This window comes from Candidatus Zixiibacteriota bacterium, assembly GCA_035574315.1.
In the GTDB taxonomy this organism is placed as follows: Bacteria; Desulfobacterota; Binatia; order UBA9968; family UBA9968; genus DATLYW01.
Genome location: DATLYW010000012.1, coordinates 238,198 through 258,944, shown reverse-complemented (window position 1 = coordinate 258,944; position 20,747 = coordinate 238,198). Strand labels below are relative to the sequence as shown.

At 65.1% G+C, this 20,747-nt stretch carries 21 protein-coding genes; 14 read left to right on the top strand and 7 right to left on the bottom strand.

Annotated elements, in window-relative coordinates; translation table 11 throughout:
* Positions 1-2: 2 nt before the first annotated feature.
* Both lon and VNN77_03530 read right to left on the bottom strand, forming a co-directional pair.
* Positions 3-2,405 (bottom strand): endopeptidase La, encoded by a 2,403-nt coding sequence (gene lon / locus VNN77_03535; protein HXG50463.1) that lies wholly within the window; start codon positions 2,403-2,405, stop codon positions 3-5.
* 5 nt (positions 2,406-2,410) lie between these two features.
* Complete coding sequence (locus VNN77_03530; GenBank protein HXG50462.1) at positions 2,411-2,836, bottom strand: Hsp20/alpha crystallin family protein; 426 nt, start codon at positions 2,834-2,836, stop codon at positions 2,411-2,413.
* Between the two features lie 137 nt (positions 2,837-2,973).
* Here VNN77_03530 and VNN77_03525 point away from each other — a divergent pair, with 137 nt between their 5' ends.
* Both VNN77_03525 and glgP read left to right on the top strand, forming a co-directional pair.
* Positions 2,974-3,726, top strand: a complete 753-nt coding sequence (locus tag VNN77_03525; GenBank protein ID HXG50461.1) for a hypothetical protein — start codon at positions 2,974-2,976, stop codon at positions 3,724-3,726.
* Between the two features lie 200 nt (positions 3,727-3,926).
* Positions 3,927-5,660, top strand: a complete 1,734-nt coding sequence (glgP, locus tag VNN77_03520; GenBank protein HXG50460.1) for an alpha-glucan family phosphorylase — start codon at positions 3,927-3,929, stop codon at positions 5,658-5,660.
* A gap of 30 nt (positions 5,661-5,690) precedes the next feature.
* On the opposite strand, the gene VNN77_03515 is transcribed toward glgP, so the two are convergent.
* Positions 5,691-6,212: an alpha-isopropylmalate synthase regulatory domain-containing protein gene (locus VNN77_03515; GenBank protein ID HXG50459.1), complete on the bottom strand. Its 522-nt coding sequence runs from the start codon at positions 6,210-6,212 to the stop codon at positions 5,691-5,693.
* A gap of 215 nt (positions 6,213-6,427) precedes the next feature.
* Between VNN77_03515 and VNN77_03510 the strand changes: the two genes are divergently transcribed.
* The 4 genes from VNN77_03510 to VNN77_03495 are packed head-to-tail and all read left to right on the top strand — an operon-like array spanning position 6,428 to position 10,468.
* Positions 6,428-6,991 (top strand): hypothetical protein, encoded by a 564-nt coding sequence (locus VNN77_03510; protein HXG50458.1) that lies wholly within the window; start codon positions 6,428-6,430, stop codon positions 6,989-6,991.
* Between the two features lie 39 nt (positions 6,992-7,030).
* Entirely contained in the window at positions 7,031-8,062 is a 1,032-nt protein-coding gene (gene mltG, locus VNN77_03505) for an endolytic transglycosylase MltG (GenBank protein HXG50457.1), read from the top strand.
* A gap of 44 nt (positions 8,063-8,106) precedes the next feature.
* Positions 8,107-9,465: a hypothetical protein gene (locus VNN77_03500; protein HXG50456.1), complete on the top strand. Its 1,359-nt coding sequence runs from the start codon at positions 8,107-8,109 to the stop codon at positions 9,463-9,465.
* Between the two features lie 16 nt (positions 9,466-9,481).
* On the top strand, positions 9,482-10,468 hold the full coding sequence (locus VNN77_03495; GenBank protein ID HXG50455.1) for an AAA family ATPase: 987 nt from the start codon (positions 9,482-9,484) through the stop codon (positions 10,466-10,468).
* 101 nt (positions 10,469-10,569) lie between these two features.
* Here the strand turns inward: VNN77_03495 and VNN77_03490 are convergent, their stop codons facing one another.
* Together VNN77_03490 and VNN77_03485 are read right to left on the bottom strand one after the other, a co-directional pair.
* A complete protein-coding gene (locus VNN77_03490) occupies positions 10,570-11,463 on the bottom strand; it encodes a cytochrome c (protein HXG50454.1) in 894 nt (297 codons plus the stop codon).
* Positions 11,460-12,401, bottom strand: a complete 942-nt coding sequence (locus VNN77_03485; GenBank protein HXG50453.1) for a 2-dehydropantoate 2-reductase — start codon at positions 12,399-12,401, stop codon at positions 11,460-11,462. Before VNN77_03485 ends, VNN77_03490 begins: the two co-directional genes overlap by 4 nt.
* A 158-nt stretch (positions 12,402-12,559) precedes the next feature.
* Between VNN77_03485 and VNN77_03480 the strand changes: the two genes are divergently transcribed.
* Genes VNN77_03480 through VNN77_03470 form a run of 3 tightly spaced genes read left to right on the top strand, consistent with a single transcriptional unit; the run spans position 12,560 to position 14,334 of the window.
* On the top strand, positions 12,560-12,772 hold the full coding sequence (locus tag VNN77_03480) for a hypothetical protein (protein ID HXG50452.1): 213 nt from the start codon (positions 12,560-12,562) through the stop codon (positions 12,770-12,772).
* 13 nt (positions 12,773-12,785) lie between these two features.
* Positions 12,786-13,778, top strand: coding sequence for a PhnD/SsuA/transferrin family substrate-binding protein (locus VNN77_03475; protein ID HXG50451.1), 993 nt, complete (start codon positions 12,786-12,788; stop codon positions 13,776-13,778).
* 34 nt (positions 13,779-13,812) lie between these two features.
* A complete protein-coding gene (locus VNN77_03470; GenBank protein ID HXG50450.1) occupies positions 13,813-14,334 on the top strand; it encodes a hypothetical protein in 522 nt (173 codons plus the stop codon).
* On the opposite strand, the gene VNN77_03465 is transcribed toward VNN77_03470, so the two are convergent.
* Both VNN77_03465 and ribB read right to left on the bottom strand, forming a co-directional pair.
* Positions 14,331-14,546: an FmdB family zinc ribbon protein gene (locus VNN77_03465; protein ID HXG50449.1), complete on the bottom strand. Its 216-nt coding sequence runs from the start codon at positions 14,544-14,546 to the stop codon at positions 14,331-14,333. The genes VNN77_03470 and VNN77_03465 overlap by 4 nt on opposite strands.
* Positions 14,547-14,583: 37 nt before the next feature.
* The gene (gene ribB, locus VNN77_03460; GenBank protein HXG50448.1) at positions 14,584-15,762 is read right to left on the bottom strand and encodes a 3,4-dihydroxy-2-butanone-4-phosphate synthase; all 1,179 of its coding nucleotides are present in this window, start codon (positions 15,760-15,762) and stop codon (positions 14,584-14,586) included.
* Positions 15,763-15,867: 105 nt separating this feature from the next.
* On the opposite strand from ribB, the gene VNN77_03455 reads away from it, so the two are divergent.
* The 5 genes from VNN77_03455 to VNN77_03435 all read left to right on the top strand — a co-directional run bounded on the left by VNN77_03455 (position 15,868) and on the right by VNN77_03435 (position 20,718).
* Positions 15,868-16,215, top strand: coding sequence for a hypothetical protein (locus VNN77_03455; protein HXG50447.1), 348 nt, complete (start codon positions 15,868-15,870; stop codon positions 16,213-16,215).
* A gap of 144 nt (positions 16,216-16,359) precedes the next feature.
* Positions 16,360-16,797: a hypothetical protein gene (locus VNN77_03450; protein ID HXG50446.1), complete on the top strand. Its 438-nt coding sequence runs from the start codon at positions 16,360-16,362 to the stop codon at positions 16,795-16,797.
* A 233-nt stretch (positions 16,798-17,030) separates the two neighbouring features.
* On the top strand, positions 17,031-18,065 hold the full coding sequence (locus VNN77_03445) for a DUF933 domain-containing protein (protein HXG50445.1): 1,035 nt from the start codon (positions 17,031-17,033) through the stop codon (positions 18,063-18,065).
* 73 nt (positions 18,066-18,138) lie between these two features.
* Positions 18,139-19,194, top strand: coding sequence for an ABC transporter substrate-binding protein (locus VNN77_03440; protein HXG50444.1), 1,056 nt, complete (start codon positions 18,139-18,141; stop codon positions 19,192-19,194).
* Positions 19,195-19,275: 81 nt separating this feature from the next.
* Positions 19,276-20,718 carry a chlorohydrolase family protein gene (locus VNN77_03435; GenBank protein ID HXG50443.1) on the top strand — a complete coding sequence of 481 codons (1,443 nt, stop codon included), beginning with the start codon at positions 19,276-19,278 and terminating at the stop codon, positions 20,716-20,718.
* Positions 20,719-20,747: the final 29 nt, after the last annotated feature.

Here is a 20,747-nt window from a genome sequence, read left to right as displayed (position 1 = left end):
CCTCAAGCGAGCGGGGGCGCCTCGGGCCGCTCCTCGGTGGGCTCTTCCGCGACTTCGGGTTCCAGCGCCAGCTGCAGGGCCTCGTCCACGGTCTTGAGGAACTCGAACCGGATACCCTCGCGCGCCGAGGAAGGAATCTCCTCCATGTCGTTGCGGTTGAGGTCGGGAAGCAGAACACAGCGGATGCCCGCCCGCTTGGCCGCCAGGACCTTCTCCTTGATTCCTCCCACCGGTAACACCAGGCCTCTCAGGCTGATTTCCCCCGTCATGGCCACGTCCTTGCTCACCCGCCGGCCGGTGAGCAGGGAGACAAGGGCGACGAACAGCGTGACGCCGGCGCTCGGCCCGTCCTTGGGAATCGCGCCGGCGGGTATGTGAACGTGCAGATCGTGGCGCTTGAAGGTATCGGGATCGATTCCCAGGGCCTCGGCGCGCGACTTGACGAGGCTCAGGGCGGCCTGGGCGCTTTCTTTCATGACCTCGCCGAGCTGGCCCGTAAGGATCAGATGCCCTTCGCCGGGCATCTTGGTCGCCTCGATGAACAGGATGTCGCCCCCGAAGGGGGTCCAGGCGAGACCGGTGGCGACGCCCGGAAGGCTGGTGCGGAGCGCAATCTCGTTGAAGAACTTGTGCGGCCCCAGGTAGCTCGGGAGCGACTCGAGCGTCACGGTCACTTTTCCCTGGAAGCCTTCCGCGATCCGGGTCGCCACGCTGCGACAAATGCTTCCCAGCTCGCGCTCGAGCTGGCGCACGCCGGCCTCCCGGGTGTAGAAGCGGATGATCCCGCGGACGGCCTCGTCGGTAAAGACCACGTCGTCGGGCTTGAGGCCGTTTTCGGCGATCTGGCGCGGAATCAGGTATCCTTTGGCGATCGCGAGCTTCTCTTCCTCAATGTAGCCCGGGAGCTCCAGCACCTCCATGCGGTCGCGCAGGGGTCCGGGGATCGTGTCGAGGACGTTCGCCGTCGCGATGAAAAGGACCTGGCTGAGGTCGAAGGGCACGCCGAGGTAGTGATCCTGGAAAGTGGCGTTCTGCGCCGGGTCGAGGACCTCGAGCAGCGCCGCGGACGGATCGCCGTGAAAGCTCGCGCTGAGCTTGTCGATCTCGTCGAGCATGAAGACGGGATTTTTGGTGCCGGCCTTGCGTATCCCCTGGATGATGTTGCCGGGCAACGCGCCGACGTAGGTGCGCCGGTGGCCGCGGATGTCGGCCTCGTCGTGCACGCCGCCGAGGCTCTGGCGGACGAACTTGCGGTTCATGGCGCGTGCAATGCTCTGCCCCAGTGAGGTCTTCCCGACTCCGGGCGGACCGACCAGGCACAGAATGGGGCTCTTTCCCTCGGGCTTGAGCTTCCGCACGGCGAGAAACTCGATGATGCGGCGCTTCACCTTTTCCAGCCCGTGGTGGTCGGCGTCGAGGATCGCCCGCGCCCGCGCCAAATCGATCTGCTCAGGCGTGGTGACGTTCCACGGCAGCTCGATCAGCCAGTCGAGGTAGGTCCTGAGCGACGAGTATTCGGCGGCGGCCTCCGGCATGCGCTCGAGCCGCGCCAGCTCCCGAAGCGCCTCTCGCTCCACTTCCGGAGGCATCTTGGCCTCGTAGATTTTTTTTCGCAGCTCCTCGATTTCAACGCTCCTGCCGTCTTCTTCACCGAGCTCTCTTTGGATCGCCTTGAGCTGCTCGCGGAGGAAATATTGCCGCTGTGCCCGGTCCATCGACTCCTTGGTCTCTTCGCCGATTTTCTTGGTCAGCTCGAGCAGCTCGATCTGGCGCGCCAGCTTCTCGGAGACTTTCTGGATGCGCGCCTCCACGTCGAAGGTCGCCAGGATCTCCTGTTTTTCCGCTGGCGGCAGGTCGAGGGTGGAGGCGATGATGTCGATCAGGACGCGGGGGTCCTGGATGCCTTCGATGGTGTAGATCAGCTCGCTCATCGGCTGCGGCATCAGCGAGAGGGACTTCGCCGCCAGCTGGCGCAGGTGCAGCACTCGCGCCTCGAACTCCTTGGTGGTCGGAACCGTCTCTTCGATCATCGTGACGCGCGCGATCAGGAACGGATCGGTTTCGAGGAACTCGGCGATCCCGAAGCGCTGGCGCCCCTGCACGATCACCTGTCTCTGGCCGTCGGGCAGCGTGAGCATGCGCAGCACTCCGGCGGCCGTGCCGACCGGATAGAGGTCCTCGGGCCGCGGCGTTTCGACCCGCGGGTCCCGCTGAGTGACGAAGCCGATGGTCAATTCCTGCCGGACAGCCTCCTCGACCACCCGCAGGCTCGCCGGCCGGCCGATGATAAAGGGCATCACGGTCGAAGGGAAGAGCACCGAATTGCGGAGGGGCAGGATGACGAGCGCCCCGGGCGGCACGTGAAGACGGGGCGTGGATTTCAGGGGTTCCGCTGATCCCGCCATGGCCTTTATTTTTTCAGCTCGACGATCAGCAATCCGTTCTGGAAGACGATCTCTCCCATTTTCAGAGGATTCTGATGTCGGACCAGGCTGAGGCGCCGCTCGAAGCGGCCGAGTGGCACCTCCCAGACCTTCAGCTCTCCGTCCCGGCAGCACTTCGGCAACGGACGTTCGCCCGCGATGCGAAGCTCGCATCCTTCGAGCCGGATGTCGACCCGCTCCGCCGCCACCCCGGGCAGGGCGGCCATGACCCAGAGCGATTCTTCGGTCTCGACCACGTTGACCGGCGGCGACCACGAGGTGAGTCGGCCCTGGGGAGCCCGGTACTGGACTGCGGTTGCGAGCTGCAGAAAATTTCTATGGATGCGCTCGGCCTGCTGGAGCAGGTCCGCGGCACGGCGCCAGATCATGACATCCCGTTCGGATGCGGCCATCGATGGAGGTCTCCGTGATTCAGCGTCACCAATGCGATCAGCCTAGGGCCCGGACCCCGGGTTGTCAAGAAAGGTTCGGGCGATTGCTTGACGCCGGGACGATTAGCCCCTAGACTTGGCCGTTCGTCGGTCGCTGCATGAGAGTCCGGACCCGCGATTCGATTTTGATGGCCTGCGTGCTTTGCGCCGGCGTTTTTCCGGTCGGCTCGGCCGGAACGGCGTCCTCCGGCAGTCGCACCTCCGGGGTCGCCGCAGAGGCCCGCGCGGAGCTGCTCGCCAGCATCCGGCAAACCCTGGCCCGCTCGCGAGAGCTGATGGAGATCTACGAGCGGGAGCACTTGCGACTCGCGGTCGAGGTCGGCAAACGCCGTTCGTTCTACGAGCGCGGGCTGATTGCGCGCCGCGACGTCGAGGATGCAGACGAGGCGCTCCGGGAGCTCGATCGCAAGATCGCCGAGCTGGCGCGCTCGATACGGGAGAACGAAAATGCCCTGGCCGAAGCCGCGCTGGCCGGCCGGGCGCAAGAGGTGCCCGCGGCAAACAACGGCGCGGTCGCGATACGGTTCGATGGAACCGGACGGTGGTCGCTCGCCGACGCGCGCGAGATCGAGGATTTTTTTTCCCGCGCGTTCGGCCGCCCCCTGCCGGTGAGCGCGCGCGGTCAGACGCCGACCCACGACCGGCTGAGGTTCGACCACCGCGATGCTCTCGACGTGGCCCTGCACCCGGACAGTCCGGAGGGGCGCTCTTTGATCGCTTACCTGCGCCGGTCCGGGATTCCCTTCGTTGCTTTTCGCAATGCAGCCGCGGGAGCCGCCACCGGTGCGCACATTCACATAGGCCGGCCGTCGCTCAGGGTTTCAGAGGCCGTCTCGCCCAGACGTTCCTAGCGCAGGTAGCAGCCAAGGAGGCGATTTCCAGACATTTTTCGTTTACTTGGGACGATGGCCGTGGGTAAAACGGCCAGTGGCGAATTTGCTGCCGGGGTGCGTCCATGCTAAAATTACGCTGTTTTGAAAAGCAAGGAAAATCAAAACCTTAGAGTGCCCGCTCAAAATTCCTCCAAGCCTCCCGGTTGCCAAACAGAATTATGAAACCGCCCACTTTCGACGGGCTCCTCGGGACTTTTGCTTACTTTTCGATGGACGTCGCCATCGATTCCTCGATTCCGACCTATAGCGGAGGTCTGGGGATTCTGGCCGGCGACATGCTTCGTTCCGCGGCCGACATCGGCATCTCCATGGTCGCCATAACCCTCCTCCACCGCAAAGGATACTTCGACCAGCGGCTCGACTCCGAGGGCAACCAGCTCGAAAGCCCGTCCCACTGGAACCCGGAGGACCATCTCGAGCCCCTGGAGCCCAAAGTGACCATCTCGATCGACGGGCGGGAAGTGTATGTGCGCGCCTGGCGATACCTGTTTCGCGGGGTGACCGGCCACACGGTTCCGTTGCTCCTGCTCGACACGTGCCTTGAGGAAAACGATCCGCGGGATCGCACGCTGACCGATCATCTCTACGGGGGGGACGAGCATTACCGGCTGCGACAGGAGGTGGTCCTGGGCTATGGGGGGGTGGCGATGATCCGTGCCCTGGGGTACAGCAACGTGCGCCTGTACCACATGAACGAGGGCCATTCGGCCTTCGTTGCGATGGCGTTGCTGGAACAGCAGTTCGGGAACAGCGTCCCGCAGGCGATCGGCGAGCGGGAGATCGAGTCGGTCCGGCAGCGATGCGTTTTCACCACGCATACCCCGGTGCCGGCCGGGCACGACCGGTTTTCGCACGAGCTGGTCCGGGACGCGCTGGGAGAGGAGCGGGCGGAGCTGCTCAAGCGGATGCAGCTGCTCGACGGCTCGCTCAACATGACGGAGCTGGCCCTGCGGCTTTCCTCCTTCGCCAACGGCGTTTCGATGCGCCACGGCGAGGTCTCGAGAAAAATGTTTCCCGGCTACCGCATCGGCGCGATCACCAACGGCGTTCACGCAGGGACCTGGACGTCGGCGCCGTTCGCGGCGCTTTACGATCGAACCATCCCGCAGTGGCGCAGCGACAGCTGGTATCTGCGTTACGCCGTCGGGATCCCGCTGCGCGACATCCGGGAAACGCATGCGCGCGCCAAGAGCGAGCTGTTCCGACAGGTGCGGTGGTTGACGGGGGCCGCGCTCGACGAGTCCGTCTTCACCATCGGTTTCGCCCGCAGGGCCACGGCCTACAAACGCGGCGATCTGCTGTTCACCGACCTGGAGCGGCTCAAGCAGATCTCCCGCCGCTCGGGGCCGCTCCAGCTGATCTATGGCGGCAAGGCCCATCCGCGCGACCAGGCCGGAAAGGCGATCATCCGGCGCATTTTCGAGGCGGCGGCCGCACTGGCGTCGGACGTGCGCGTGGTCTACCTCGAGAACTACGACATGAACCTCGGCAAGCTGATCTGCTCCGGCGTGGACGTGTGGCTGAACACGCCGCTCCGACCCCAGGAGGCTTCGGGGACGAGCGGTATGAAGGCGGCGCTCAACGGCGTGCCGAGCTTCAGCGTGCTCGACGGCTGGTGGGTCGAAGGACACATCGAGGGCGTGACCGGATGGTCGATCGGGGAGCCGGACGACCCGGAGAACGACCCGCAGGCCGAGGTGAGCTCCCTTTACTCGAAGCTCGAAAACGTCATTTTGCCGCTCTTCTACAACCGGCCGGATGAGTTCGCCGAGGTCATGCGCTACGCGATCAGCATCAACGGAGCGTTCTTCAATACCCAGCGCATGATGGCGCAGTACCTGCGCGACGCCTACCTGCCCTCGTTGGCGCGTTCCGAAACCTCGCTCGGCTGAGACCTCGTTTCGGAGCGCCGATCTGCGGCGTCAGTGCTTCTGCTCGCCCCGGAGCTTCCACTCCAGGCCGTCGATGATGCACTCGACGCTCGCCTGGAGAATGTCGGCCGCCACTCCCACCGTGCCCCAGCGCTCCTGATCGTCGGAGAAGATCGCCAGAACCCGGACGAGCGCTCCCGCGCCCCCTTCCTCATCATCGCGGACGAGCGCGCCGTGGTGGAGCAGCCGCACGTCGAATTCCTCGAGCTTGACTTCGGCCAGCTGGGGGTAGTGTTTTTCGAGGATCTTGCGCATCGCGCTGTCCACCGCGTGCACCGGGCCTCGCCCCGTCGCGGCGACCAGCTCTTCCTGCCCGAATATCTCGATCAGAACCGTCGCTTGGGTGGTGTTGCGGAGCAGTTCGGGAGCCTGAAAATCGACCTGATCGTCGATCTTGCACCTGAGGACGCGAAAGGGCTTGAGGTAGTCCTCGCGCTTGCGGATCGACATCAGCTCGAACGAAGCCCAGGCGCCATCGAGGCGAAAGAAATCCTCTTTGAGATCTCTTGCCATAGAACCCCCCGTTCAAGGCCGGAGCGCTGCCATTGTACCGACCCTTCATGCCTGTTCATGTGTCTCCTGTATCCGGGCGAGATCAACCGCAAAAGTCCCGTAGGAGAGCGGGACGGAGAGTTGCCGCCCGCCGGTGCGCCGATTTCGCGGCCGGTCGGCGCCGGAAAGTCAAAATCTTTCCATCCCCGGTCAACTTTGATATGATGGCCATAGCTATGGAAACGAAATCGGACAACCGCTTGCATCGGTTCTTCCTGGAGATGGTGCGGCAAAGCTTCTGGCAGCTCGGCATCTACGATGCGACCGTGGCGGGCTACGTCGCCGACGTCCTCACCGACTTTGCACGCGCCGACAAACTCTACCGCATTCGCCGCGGCGGACGCAAAGTGGACAGCGTGGTCGAAATGCTGTCGCAAAACCCGCTCGACGCCACGGACGAAACCAACATCCTGCGCCACAGGGAGCTGCGCAAGTACATCGGGGATTACGCGCTCTTCATGAGCGGCATCTTCCGCAGCCACGTCGAAGGTCAGGGGTACCTCGATTACTACATCCGCGAAGGCACGCGCTCGTACTGGACGGTCTCGGAGCTCGATCTGACGCTGTACCGCACCGGCTTCATTCTTTTCCAGGAGCTTTCCAAAAAATTCGAGTATTACTCCGGAGCGCTCGATTATGCCCGGAAAGCGTATTTTGCGCCCGAGCCGGGAGAAGATCCGTTCGCCGGATTCCTCCGCCAGGTCGAGGGCTGGATGAAGGTCAACCTCACCCAGAACTAGCCGCGCATCGGCTCCGAGCCGGTGCGCCGACGTCTCGCCGTGAAGCGTCTCGGAACCGCCGTCGGTTTGCTCGCCGGCGGGGTTCTTTTGGCCGCGGCCCTGGCGGGCTCCGCGATCTTTCTCCCGCCCTGGCAGCCGCCCGGAACCGCGGAAATCCGAATCGAACAGGGGGAGCCGCTCTCCTCGATCGTTCGTAAGCTGAGCGAGCAGCGCATCGTCGTCCACGCGAGGCTGTTTTCCCTTTGGGCGCGGCTTGCGGGACTCGAAAAGCGGGTCCAGTGGGGCGTTTATCGCTTCGAAACGCCGCTGTCGGCGCACCAGGTGCTGCGGCAGCTGGCCTCGGGCAAGGGCGTCTACCATCGTGTCACGATCCCCGAAGGGCTCACGGTCGAAGAGATCGGTGAGCTGCTGGCCAATCTGGGAATCGTCGACAAGGAAAAGTTCCTGGAGGCGGCCGCCGACCCCGAGCTGCTGTCGAGCCTGGGGCTGCGCGACAAGGGCATCGAAGGATATCTTTTTCCGAGCACCTACCATTTCGCGCCGTCGCTTTCCGAGCGCGAGATCATCGTCGCGATGTCCGAGCAATTCCGCAAAGCATTCGATTCGCTCGTGCGCCGGGAAGCGGCGACCACACCGCTCACCGCCCACGAGGTGGTGACGCTCGCCTCGATCATCGAGAAGGAGACGGGAATCGACGCCGAGCGACCGCTGATCGCGGCCGTATTTCACAACCGCCTGCGGCTGAAGATGCCGCTGCAGAGCGACCCCACGGTGATCTACGGCATCAAGGACTTCAACGGCAATCTCACGCGCAAGGACCTCCAGAGCCGGAGCCCTTACAACACCTACCGGATTCCCGGATTGCCGCCCGGGCCCATCTGCAATCCAGGGCTCGCCTCGCTGAGAGCGGCCTTACAGCCGGCCGACGTGCCGTATCTCTACTTCGTCTCGCGCAACGACGGCACCCATCTGTTTTCGGAAACCCTCGACGCGCACAGCCAGGCGGTGAAAACCTTCCAGCCGAAGCAGAGCGCTTCCGGCGGGAAGAAGGATCTCGTGCGCCGCCGCTGAGCGCGCGATTTATCGCCCGGTCCCGACGTGTTATAGTTTCGGCCATGCGGATTTTCCCGGGCGCCCAGCGAGGCGGCGACGCCCCGGAGCGGCTGATCGAAAGGCTTTACAGGCGGTTGCGCCGCCAGGTCCTCGGGGACCTGGCGCTGGCCTGGGGTCCCCCGTTGCTTGCGGCCCTCTACATCGCGGCCGTGCTCGGGCGCAACGGGCGCATCCCGCCGCTTGCGGCGGTCTTGCTGCCGGCAGCGGTCCTTGGAGCGGCGCTGACCGCCGCCGTGGCACGCTTTCGCCGGCGAGCGCCGACACCCGGCCTTGCCGCGCGGCTTCTCGACCAAAGGAAGGATGCGGCCGATCGTTTCCTCACGCTCGCCACACTCGAGCCCGCGTCGGTCTCCGGTGCCCTCGTGAAGCGTTTGCGCAGCGAGGCGGCGCAGCTCGCCGCAAGCGTGAATCTGAAGCGCGATTTCGCCTACCGGATCAAGCGCTCTTTCCCGGCCGCCGCCGCCGGCTCCGTGCTGGCGGTTGTGCTGCTCCATCTCTTTTTGCCCCTGGCGCAATCGAGGATGTCCACCCCTGAGCGGCTTCTCGAGCTCGCCGATCGATTGGCGCGCCAGCCGCGGTTTGCCGGGCTCGCCGAGCGCGTGCGGGCCGTTGCGGCGAAGGCTCAGGATCCGAGGGCCACGGCTGAAGAACGCCGCGAGCTGGCCGCCGAGACGCGCGAGCAGGTCGAGGAGCAGCGGCAGAAAGAACGGCAGTCGGACGAGCGCAACCTGCTGGGTCAGACTGCGGCCGCGCTCAAGGGGCTGGAGGAGCAGGCGGAGCGCCAGCGCAACGCGCAGCAACCGGGCGGCGGCGGGGTCCGAACCGAGCTCCAGGAGCAAGGTCCGGGGCCGGGCGGGCCGAGGCAGGGGGGAGGGGACGGCAAGGGCGAGATCGCGGCGCAGCGCAATTCGGCGCTCGAGCAGGGAAAGAGCGGCAACACGGCGCCGCCGCCGGGAGAAGGCGAGAAGAACAGCGGTCCGGCAAAATCTCAGGGCGGCAATCAGCCCCAGCCAGGCAAGCAGGAAGGCGGAGAAAGGCCGGGCAAGGCGCAAGGGGGAACGGAAGGAAGGATGGGCGGCAGTCGGCCGGAGGAAATTCCGACCGGCCCGCCGCCCGCCGAGCGTTTCGTCAAGCCGGGGGAAGAGGGAAAACAGGGGCTCAAGGGCGCCGGTTACGTGACCGTGCAGCTGCCGGAGGAGCTTACGGCTGACGCGGCAGCGGCGTCCGTGGGGGAGGGGAAGGCGGCGAAGAGGGCCCGTCCCAGAGTCCCGGTGAGCAACACGCCGCTGCCGGTGCACGTTCCCGACGCGCCGCGCGAGAAGCAGAACATTCCGCTCGAATACCGGGGAATGATCCGCTGAGACGGGAAAGGAACGGATGGAGCCGGAACAGTTTCGCGAGATTTTCGCCCAGCTGGAGCGCGAAGTGCGCAAGGTCATCGTCGGCCACGAGGAGGTCATTCGCGACGTGCTGATCGCTTTTTTCAGCGGCGGCCACGTCCTTCTCGAAGGCGTTCCCGGCCTGGGGAAAACCCTGCTGGTGAAAACCCTGAGCAGCGCCCTTGGCGTTTCCTTCAAGCGTATCCAGTTCACCCCCGACCTCATGCCGTCGGACATCGTCGGCACACAGGTGCTTTCGGAAACCGACGGTGCGCGGGAGTTCCACTTCAAGCGCGGCCCGATCTTCGCCCACGTGGTTCTCGCCGATGAGATCAACCGGGCCACGCCCAAGACGCAGTCGGCGGTGCTCGAGGCGATGGAGGAAAAGCAGGTCACGGTCTTCGGCGAATCGCACGGCCTGGAGGCGCCGTTCATGGTGCTGGCGACGCAAAACCCGATCGAGCTGGAGGGAACGTACCCTCTTCCGGAGGCGCAGCTCGATCGATTTTTCTTCAAGCTGCTGGTCCTGCCGCCCTCGCCCGCCGAGCTGCGGGAGATCCTGAAACGGACGACGGGTGCCGAGATCCCGGCCACGGGAAGGATCCTGCCGGAGGACGGCGGCCAGCTGATCCACGAAATGCAGCGGCTGGTCCGCCAGGTGCTGATCGCGCCGCCGATCGAGGACTACGTGGTGCGCCTGGTGCACGCGACGCAGCCGAACGGGCAGGACGGAGGCCCGTCCGCCGCCCCCGTGAAACATTATCTGCGGTTCGGCTCGAGCCCGCGCGGAGCGCAGGCGATCATCCTGGGGGCCAAAGCCAACGCGCTGGCGGAGGGCCGTGTTCACGTAAGTTACGCGGACGTCGAAAAAATGATCTACCCGGCGCTGCGCCACCGGGTCATCCTCAACTTTCAGGCGGAAGCGGAAAACGTCACCGCCGATCAGATCCTCGCCGAGGTGCTCAAGCAGGTGCCGCGCAATTAGGAGCTCCGCAGCGCGGGCGCTCGCCTGCGGTGGTATCCAGCGCTCGCTGTCGGGCGTTCTGAGCTTTCGACGCGCGGCGCTCCGGGAAGCGTTTCTCAGGTCTAGTCGATCTTGTTTTTTATCGCCGGCACGGTTTTCAGGTAGTCGGCAATCGCGAGCGCGTCCTCCCGTGTCAGGTCTTTATAGCCGTGGCCCACACCCTCGACGACCTCGGCCATCAGCCCTTGGACGTTGTCGAGATCGGGCTTGGTTCCGGTCAGCAGCAGCTCGGCGATCTCTTCGCGCTTCCAGGTCCCGATCCCGGTTTCCTTGTCCGGCGTGATGTTCGGCACCGCCTCGCCGAGAGGACCGTGCGCCTGATCCACGCCTGCCAGGTAGAGCGAGCGCTTGGGCGCGCCGAGCGCGTTTCGGGGCGTGTGGCAGTCTCCGCAAACCGCGACGTGATCGACGAGGTAACGTCCCCGCTCGACGCCGCTCCGTGGCGCCCGATCCGGGGGAGACGAGAAACGTCCGAAGAGCTTGAGCCAGAGCGGCACCCCGAGGCCGCGGAGAAACGGGATGCGCGTCCGCAGAGGGGACGTGGCTTTTCTGACGGGCTTCAGCGTTCTAAGGTAGGCGATCAGGGCGTTCAGATCCTCCCGCGCCATCCCTGAATAGGCTTCGTAGGGCATGACCGGAAGAATGCGGCTTCCGTCGGGGCGGACCCCCCGGGTCAGCGCTGCCCCGATCTGCGAGTCGGTCCAGCTTCCGAGCCCGGTTTCCCTGTCCGAGGTGAGATTGGTGCTGTAGACGGTGCCGAACGGCGTGGGGAATGCCCGACCGCCCGCGTTGCGGGTTCCCTTCGGGTCGGTGTGGCACGCGCAACCACCCGCGGCACCGAAGACGTAGCGGCCGCGCGCGACCAGAGCGTTCTCCTGAGCTTCACCGCGAGCAGTCGCAACCAGCAACAGGACTCCCGCGAGGCTGCGGACGACAAACGAGCGCCGTCGCTTCATGCTCTCGGCCGCCCGGACGAAGCGGCGCGAATCCTCGCGTCCAGATGACCGAGCATCCCGTAGAAGAGCTGGTTGATCGGCGCCTTCTTGCCGGCCTCGGACAGAAGCTTCACCACGACGCCGTTGAAGGCCTCGTATTCCAGCGGTTTTCCCGCTTCGAGATCCTGGAGCATGGAGGGTTTGAACTCCCCCAGGCTGCGCGAGAATTCCAGCGAAGCGCGCGCCGTTTCCGGAGCCAGGACGATTCCCCGGATCGCGGCAGCCTCCCGCACCTCGGTCATGCAGTCGAGCGCGAGCTGCGAAAGCGACTCCGACTCGACGATCTCGCGAACCGTTGCGCGGGTGAGCGCCGCGATGGCACAGAACGGTGCGTTCCAGAGGAGCTTGGCCCACTGCACGCGCCGGATCTCCGGGCTGATCTTGCACGGGATCTGCGCAGCCGCAAAAACCCTGGCCGCCTCGCCCGCGACCGTCCCCGTGGAACCGTCGAGCGTGCCCAACACGATCCGCCCCTCGGCGGTGTGCTCGATCCGCCCCGGCCCGGCGAGCCTCGCCGCCAGGTAGACTACTCCCGCCAGCACGCGGCGCTCGCCCCAACGCCGCGCGATCTTGTCCGCGTTGTCGACGCCGTTTTGCAGGGAGAGGATCGCCGTTTGCTGCCCCAGAAGAGGACCGAGGGTTTCGGCGCACCCGTCGGTATCGTAGGATTTGACGCAAAAGAGCACGAGATCCACCGGGCCGGCCGCGGCAGGATCCGCAACGCACAGGCTGTCTCGGATCCGCAGGTCGCCGCCCGGGCTGCGAACCTCCAGACCGTCGCGCCGCATCGCCTCCAGATGCGCTCCGCGCGCGACGAATACGACGCTCTCTCCCGCGGCTGCGAGCCGGGCGCCGAAATAGCCGCCCACCGCGCCAGCGCCGACGACCGCTACGCGCATCGCTGGTCCGTCCTGGTGCTCATATCCCCGGGCGCCGCTCCCGGCGCCAACGAGCTCTTTAGTAGTCGGCGGGCGCGAGGTTGTCAACGCGGAGCTTGCCGGGGCTCACCGCGGCCTCCGTTTCGCTTCCGGCCATGTTATGCTAGAAAAATAGCGCGATGGAGAGGATCGAACCGCAGTCTGACCACGAGCGGCTGAGGCCGTACGCCCCCGGCTCGCGGGTCACGTTTCGCGGCAAGCCGTACACCGTCGAGCGGCGAACGACGCTGGCCTCGGGCGAAGCTGCGGTGGTGCTCCGAGGGGAAAACGAACAATTCACGGTGGGGGCGGGCGAGTTTTTCGCCGGTCTGGAGACGGCATCGAGCGATTAGAACGGAGGTCAGGATGGGGAGGATCAGGCTTACGCTGGCCTGCTGGGATTACGACCGGACGCGGGCGCTGCAGGACGGCCGGGTCGAGGTGGAGGGGGTGGACCTCACCTACCTGCCGCTGAGGGTCGAAGAAACCTTCTGGCGCATGCTGCGCTACGGCGAGTTCGACGCTGCGGAGCTGTCGACCGGCTCCTACCTCATGGCTCGGGAGAAAGGATCTCCGAAGCTGATCGCGATTCCGGTCTTCCCGTCACGCGCTTTCCGCCATTCCTGCATCTACGTCAACACCGGCTCCGGAATCGAAAAACCGGCCGACATGGCCGGCAAGCGCGTCGGAGTTCCCGAGTACCAGATTACGATGGCGATCTGGGCCCGGGGGATTTTGCAGCACGAGTACGGGGTTCCGCCGCACGCGATGAAGTGGTTCACCGGCGGGGAAGAGCATCCGGGCCGGGAAGACAAGATCAAGCACGACCTGCCGGCCAACATCGATATCCGGCCCATCCGGCCGGACCAGACGCTTTCGTCGATGCTCGAGAACGGGGAGATCGACGCGATGATTTCCGCGCACATGCCGTCGCCGTTCGTCCGGCGCTCGCCCAAGGTGCGCCGCCTGATTCCCAACTTCCGCGAGGTCGAGGAGGATTATTTCCGCCGCACGCGGATCTTCCCGATCATGCACACGGTGGCGTTGCGCCAGGAATTCTACGAAAAGCATCCCTGGGTGGCACAGAGCCTGTTCAAGGCCTTCGAGGAGTCGAAGCGTATCTGCCAGGAAGCGATGTACGAGTTCTCCGCGCTCAAGTACATGATGGCATGGTCCATCGACGAAATGGAAAAAGAGCGCGAGATCCTCGGCCCGGATCCTTGGGCCTACGGGCTGGAAGCGAACCGGCACGTGCTCGAGACGCTGGTCCAGTACGCCCATGAGCAGGGACTGCTCAAGCGGAAGCCGGCGATCGAATCGCTGTTCGCCCCCAACACGCTCGAGGAGTTCAAGATCTAGCGACCGGCCCGCCGGACCGCAAGAAGACCAGCCTATGCCCGACGAAAAGACCGCGACCCTGGAGGAAACCAAGTGGTGGATCGACCGCGGGCCGGTCAAGGAGCGGCGGCCCGCCGCGCCGGCGCGCGGGATCGTCGAGCGCTGGGCCTACGAGATCCTCAAAGGCTACGACCAGGAGCAGGCGGCCAGGAATCTCGTCGACATCAACCCGCGAATCCTGAGAGAGGTCGAGGTCGCGCCGGGGCAGTGGGCCTACTTCTCGATGGAGGTCGGCACCTACCCGCCGGAAAAGCTCGCCAAAATAAAAAACGGATTGCCGTTGCCGGCTGGCGCCCGGGGCGTGGTGATCGACGCGGGCTATTCAGTCCGGGTGATCATCACGGGGGAGCCGGTGGGAGAGCGCTATGTCGACATCAACTTCACCGACGCGCCTTCCCTCGATTACTGGGTGCGGGGCCAACTCGTTCAGGAGCGGGTCTTCTCCAATGTCGGCGAGGCGCTGAACCGGATCCGGACGGAGCTCGCCAAATACCTGCAGCGTCCCGAAGAGGGCTAACGACAGCCGCAGCCCTGGGGCGTGCAGCCGCAGCCGCCTGTCGGGGCCGTGCTTTCGCCAGCCGCGCGCGCCGCGGGGGAACGAAAAACGGACAGCTGTTTGGTGATGCTGCGGCTGTCGCACTTTGGGCAGCGGATCTGCTCGCTCTTCGACAAAACGACCTGCTCGAAACTGTGGCCGCAGCGGCGGCAGGCGTACTCGTAAATCGGCATGACTCCTCTCCCGGACAGCTCGTCAACCCGGCGACGCTCACCCGGTCGTCGCTCTGGCTTTCTTCGGCTTCGGCGCTTCGCGCAACGGGTTTTCCCTCGGGATCGGAACCAGAGCGGTGACCTCCAGGCCATAACCGCGCAGACCCACCAGGTGCTTGCGGTTGTTCGTGAGCAGGCGCATCTTGCGCACCCCGAGGTCACGCAGGATCTGCGCCCCGATCCCGTACTCCTTGAAATCGGCGCGGTAGACGAAGGAAGGGTTCATGTCCTTTTGCTGCCTCCCTTCGACTCTCGGATAGGTTACGGTCAGCGGCCGCACCCCCTTGTGCTCGGGCTGAAGATAGAGGATGACCCCTTTGCCTTCCGCGGCGATCATCTCCATCGAACGCTGGATGACCGCGCCGGTGTTGAGCAGCTCGAATCCGAAGACGTCCCCGGGGACGTACTTGGTGTGCACGCGCACGAGGGTTTCTTCCCTGGGTGAGATCTCCCCCTTGATCAACGCCAGGTGCTCGCTCTGGTCGACGTGCGTGTTGTAGACCACGGCCTCGAAACGGCCGCCGACGCGCGTGGGCAGCGGCGCCGAGGCCGCGCGGTACACCAGCGAGTCGTAGTTCAGGCGATACTGGATCAGGTCGGCGACCGTCACGACCTTGAGCTTGTGGCGCCGCGCGAACTTCATCAGATCGGGAAGCCGCGCCATGGTACCGTCGTCCTTCATGATCTCGCAGATCACTCCCGCCGGCTTGAGCCCGGCCAGGCGGGCGAGGTCGACCGATCCCTCGGTCTGCCCCGCGCGCACCAGGACGCCTCCCTTTCTGGCGCGGAGCGGGAAGATATGGCCGGGAACCACGAGGTCCTGCGGTTTGGCGTCGTCGGCGATCGCGTCGAGGATGGTTTTGGCGCGGTCGGCGGCCGATATGCCGGTCGTGATCCCGGAAGCGGCGTCAATCGAGACCGTGAAAGCGGTGCCGAACGGGGAGGTATTCTCCGAAACCATCATGTTGAGGTTCAGCTGCCGGACGCGCTCTTCGGTCAGCGAGAGGCAGATCAAACCGCGACCGTGCCTCGCCATGAAGTTGATCGCTTCGGGCGTGACCTTTTCCGCCGCCATACAGAGATCGCCCTCGTTTTCGCGATCCTTGTCATCCATCAGGATGACCATCCGGCCGCGGCGGATCTCGTCGATCGCCTCTTCGATGGTAGCCAGGGGCATGCGGCTCCTAATTTATCACCTCGCCCGGTAACTTCAAACCGGTCCAGGGAGTCGGCGTTGCTATTGACTTGGCCAGGCCGAGTGCTAGGTTGGCCACAGCCCGACATGGACCGAATCTTCAAAGCGGCCTCCGCCCTGCTCATGGCGGCGCTCCTGATTCTCGGAGCCGTGGCCGTCAGCTTCGCTGCGCACGAAGAAAGCGCCGATCTCTTTGCCGCGAGCATGGCTCTGCCGCACCCCGCAGCCGCGGGACCAGCCCTGCTGGACCGCTGGGGTCTAGTCGCGAAGATCGGGCTCGGGGCCGCCGATCTGCCCGGCTCGTTTCAGCTCGGCGCGGTCGATCACCGTTCGTCGTGCGGGAAGGTGGTCCAGCCCGCCTTTGAGCCCTTCGCGCCGATGCGGCTCGCGCCGAAAATCCCGCTCAACCTCTTGCAATCCGTCCTGATCATCTGATCTCCGGCTACCGGCTTGTTTTCCGGCGCCGGGCGGCCGCGTAAGCCCGTGCGTGCGGAAATTTCCGGCGCCGGCGCGAGCCCGGGTTTTTCATTTCCCTCCGGAGAGGCCGCGCCCGCAGGGAATTTTTTTTACGGAGGAAAGATGATCGCGCGAAAGAAAGGCAAGCGTGTTTTGTTCAGGACAAAGGCGGCCGCCGGTGCCCCGGCGGTCCGCAAAGCGTTCTTCTGCGACGAACGGGCGTTTTCCATATTCCAGCCGGATGTGCTGGTGCCGCACGAGTATCTTGCGACTTACCAGAGAAAGTTCCGGTTGCAGCCGGAAAAGGTGCTGATGCTGGCGGTTCTCAGGGACGCCGTCGACTGCTTTCAAAGCCATCTCCGGGCCACGCAGCCCAAGCGGGCTGCTCTGCATCGCGACGCCGAAGCGTGGATTTTCGACGACGACCGCAGCCACCTGTTCTCGTTCGTCAATATCTGCGACGTATTGGGGCTCGACGCAGCCTACCTGCGGCAGGGTTTGAAGCGGTGGAAGCGATCCCGAACGGCTCTGCGGGAAGTCGGAAAGCGCAAAGTCGGATAACGGCCCCGACTTTGCTGTCTTTCGGATTCCTGTTAGAAATTGAGAAGTCCCGGCCGGTCGCGCAGGACCGGCCGGGGGGCGGAAGGTCGGGCGGTTCGAGCCTGCGGACGGGTCAGAGCGGGGACCGAAGAACGAAGAACGGGAAGCACGTTTCGAATCGTACGCGCGGTGAAATTCGAATTTCGAACCGGGAACTGGAGACCGGAAAGCGGAAACGGGGAGCCGGATAGCCAATGAAAGTCGGCCTGATCGGTTATCGCGGGGCCGGGAAGACGACGATCTTCAACATGCTCACCGGCCTCCAGGTGCAAACCGGCTTCGCCGGGAGCGCAGGCGAGATTCACCTGGGAACGATCAAGGTTCCCGACGCCCGCATCGATCGGCTCTCGGAGATCTACCGGCCGCGAAAGACGACCTACGCCGAGATTCGCTTCACGGACTTTCCCGGAGGTCGGGGCGAGGAGTCGCTCAAGCCGGGCGCTGGCCTGGCGGCGCAAATGCGCGAAGTCGAGGCGATCGCGCTCGTGCTCCGCGATTTCGGGCCGGACGCGGATCCGCTGAAGGAGCTGAACGATCTCGTCGCGGAGATGATTCTCGCCGACCTTGCGGTCGTGGAAAACCGCCTCGGCCGGTTGAAAAAAGAAAAGGGCCGGCCCAACGAGGCGGCGCTGCTGCAGCGGTGCGCCGCGGCTCTGGAAAACGAGCAGAGCCTGAGAAGCGTCGCCTTTTCCCCCGACGAGGAAAACCTCCTGTCCGGCTTCGGCTTTCTCAGCCGCAAACCGCTGCTCGTGCTTTTCAACCGGGCCGACGAGGACGCGGGAAAGCCGCTGCCGGAGCGCTACCGCGAAGCGCTGGAGCGACGGGGCTTGACGGGGCTCGCTCTGGCCGGACGGGTCGAGGCCGAAATCGCGCAGCTCGAGGAGAGCGACCGGGCGGCGTTCTTGAAGGAGATCGGCGTGGAAGAGCCGGCGCGCGACCGCTTCATCCGCGCTTGCTATCGACTGCTCGACCTGATCAGTTTCTTTACTACCGGCGAGGACGAGGTTCGCGCCTGGACCGTCCGCCAGGGAACCTCGGCGCGCAAGGCTGCGGGGAAGATTCACAGCGACATGGAGCGGGGCTTCATCCGCGCCGAGGTGATCGCCTACGACGACTTCATCGCGCTCGGGAGCGAGGCGCGGTGCCGCGAAGCGGGCAAGCTGAGGGTGGAAGGCAAGGATTACGTGGTCCGCGACGGCGACATCATCCACTTCCGCTTCGCGGTCTAGCGCGTCGTTTGAGTCGCCGGCGAAAATCATTTAAATTCGACCCGCCTTTGTTCCCGCAGGAGGAGCGACACCCATGATTCACACCAGGAAACCCCGAAGGGCGACCCCCGTTTCGAGCGCCGTCTTGGCGGTGCTCTGGCTGTTCGCCGCCGGCGGTCCGGCGGCCGCCAATCCCTACGTGGCGGGCCCCAACGAGCGGCCGGTGACCGTACGAATCGCCACCTGCGCGGTCTCCGGAGGTTTCACCCACCTCTATACCGCGCTCGATCACGGCCTGTTCGACAAGTACGGGGTCAGGATGGAGCACGTCTACATCCGCGGCAGCGGCCCTTCGCTCGCCGCTTTGGCGGCCGATGAGATCCAGTTCCTCTATTGCGCCGCGGACGCGACCCTTCCCGGCCTCGCGACGGGCGTGGAGGCGAAGCTGGTGGCGGCGCCCCTGGTCAAGCTCCCCTACGTGCTCGTCACCCGCCAGGAGATCCGGCGCCTGGAGGACCTGCGCGGAAAGTCGCTCGGGGTGACCCGTCCGGGCGATTTGAGCGCCCGGCTCTCTCGCGCGCTGCTGAAGAAGTTCAATCTCGCCTCTCAGGTCTTAATCCGGCCGATCGGCGGTAGCCAGTCGGAGCGCTTTCACGCGATGGCTGCCAACGTGGTCCAGGGGGTCATCGTGACGCCACCGCTGGACGTGCGCGCGAAAAACGAGGGCTTCAACGTGCTCTACCGCCTGATCGATCTCGATCTGCCCTTCATCTACAGCTCGTTGCACGCGAGCCAGCGCAGCCTGCGCGAGCGGCCGGAGCTGGTGCAGCGGGTGGTCGCCGGCTTCGCCGAGGCGGTTCACTTCGTCGAGCGGCATCCGGACAAAGCCATGGCGTCGATCCGCAAGACGATGCGGATCACCGACGACGAAGCCGTGCGGGCTTCCTACCGGGTTTACGCGCGGGAGATCGTCGATCGCAGGATGGCGGTTCCCGGCGCAGCGGTGGCCGAAGCGGTCGAGCTGGTGCGCGCCGCAGGAACCCAGGTGAGAAAAAAACCCGAGGAGCTTTACGACAACAGCTTCGTTCAGCATCTGGAGAAAAGCGGCTTTTTCGCCGAGCTTTGGGGCGGGCAGAAAAGCGGCCGCTGACGCGGCGGCCGTCCGGCGGCATGTTGCTCGGACCGGATCGGTACCGACCCGGCCGGGCGGGGATTCCTTGAGAGGCACCTCATGAAAACGCTGATCCAGGGCGGGTACGTGGTCGGATTCGACGGCCGCGAGCACGAGATCCTCAGGGATGGGGTCGTCGTCTTCGAGCGTGACCGGATCGAGTTCGTCGGCAAGGAGTATCCCGGCAAACCCGACAAGCTCATCGACGCCCGAGGATGCCTGGTCTGCCCGGGGTTCATCGACACGCACTTCCATTCCGGCATCAACGCAAGCGATTACATTCTCAACGACTCGACGAAGCGCGACTTCTTCGCCGCCAACTACCTCGCGCACGGCGCGCCGACGCGCGAGGGGGCCCGGCACGCTCACCTGAAGGACGTCGACGTCGGCCAGCGGTTTTCGCTCATCCACGTGCTGAAGAGCGGGGTAACGACCACCTTCGAGATCGGCGGGCCGGGAACCGAGCCGCAGGCGTACGTCGACATGGTCGATCAGGTCGGCATCCGTTGCTATACCGGGCCGAGCTACAAGAACGTCAGCTTCTTTCACGACTCGGCCGGGCGACTGGAGTACGACTGGGACGAAGCGCGCGGCAGCGAGGGCCTGGAGCGGGCGGTCGGGTTCGCCAAGAAATTCAACGGCGCCTGCGGCGGCCGCCTGAACGCGATGCTGTTCCCGGGGCACGTCGATTCGTGCACGCCGGAGCTTCTCCAGCGGACGCGGCGGTTGGCGAGGGACCTCGGCGTGCGCGTGCAGATTCACGCTACGATCAACCTCTTCGAGTTCCATACCGTGCTCCGGCGCGAGCGCTGCACGCCGATCGAGCTGCTGCATCGCATCGGCTTTCTCGACCCCGAGGTGTCGCTGTCGCACTGCATCTTCGTCAGCGGCCACAGCTGGCTTTCCTATCCGTTCGGCGACGATCTCAAGATCATCGCCGACTCGGGCGCTTCGGTCGCGTACAGTCCGCTCAAGTATCTGAAGCTCGGCGTCGTAATGGAGTCCTTCGACCGCTATCGCCAGGCCGGGATCAACCTCGGCATCGGCACCGACACCTTCCCGAAGGACATCCTCTCCGACATGCGCTACGCCGCGCTGGCGTCGCGGGTGGCGGACAAAAGCTTTCTGGCGGGCCATCCGCGCGACGTCTTCAACGCCGCCACCCTGGGCGGCGCCCGAATGCTCGGGCGGGACGACCTGGGGCGGCTCGAAAAGGGCGCCAAAGCGGATATCGTCATCGTGAACCTCAAGGACATCGCTTTCGGCGCGGTGCGCGACCCGATCCGGTCGCTGGTCGAAACCGCCGTGAGCCGGGACGTTCGTACGGTCATCGTCGACGGGGAGACGCTGGTCGACGGCGGACGCTATCTGCGCCTCGACGAAGAAGAGCTGCTCGAGAAAGTCCAGACCAGGGGGGAGCAGGTCTGGGCGAGCCTTCCCAAGTGGCACTGGACCGGCAAGGGCATCGACGAGGTCGTCCCGCCGTCTTTTCGAATGCGCTGACCGGTTGTCCGCGGGCGGCGTGCGCTTCA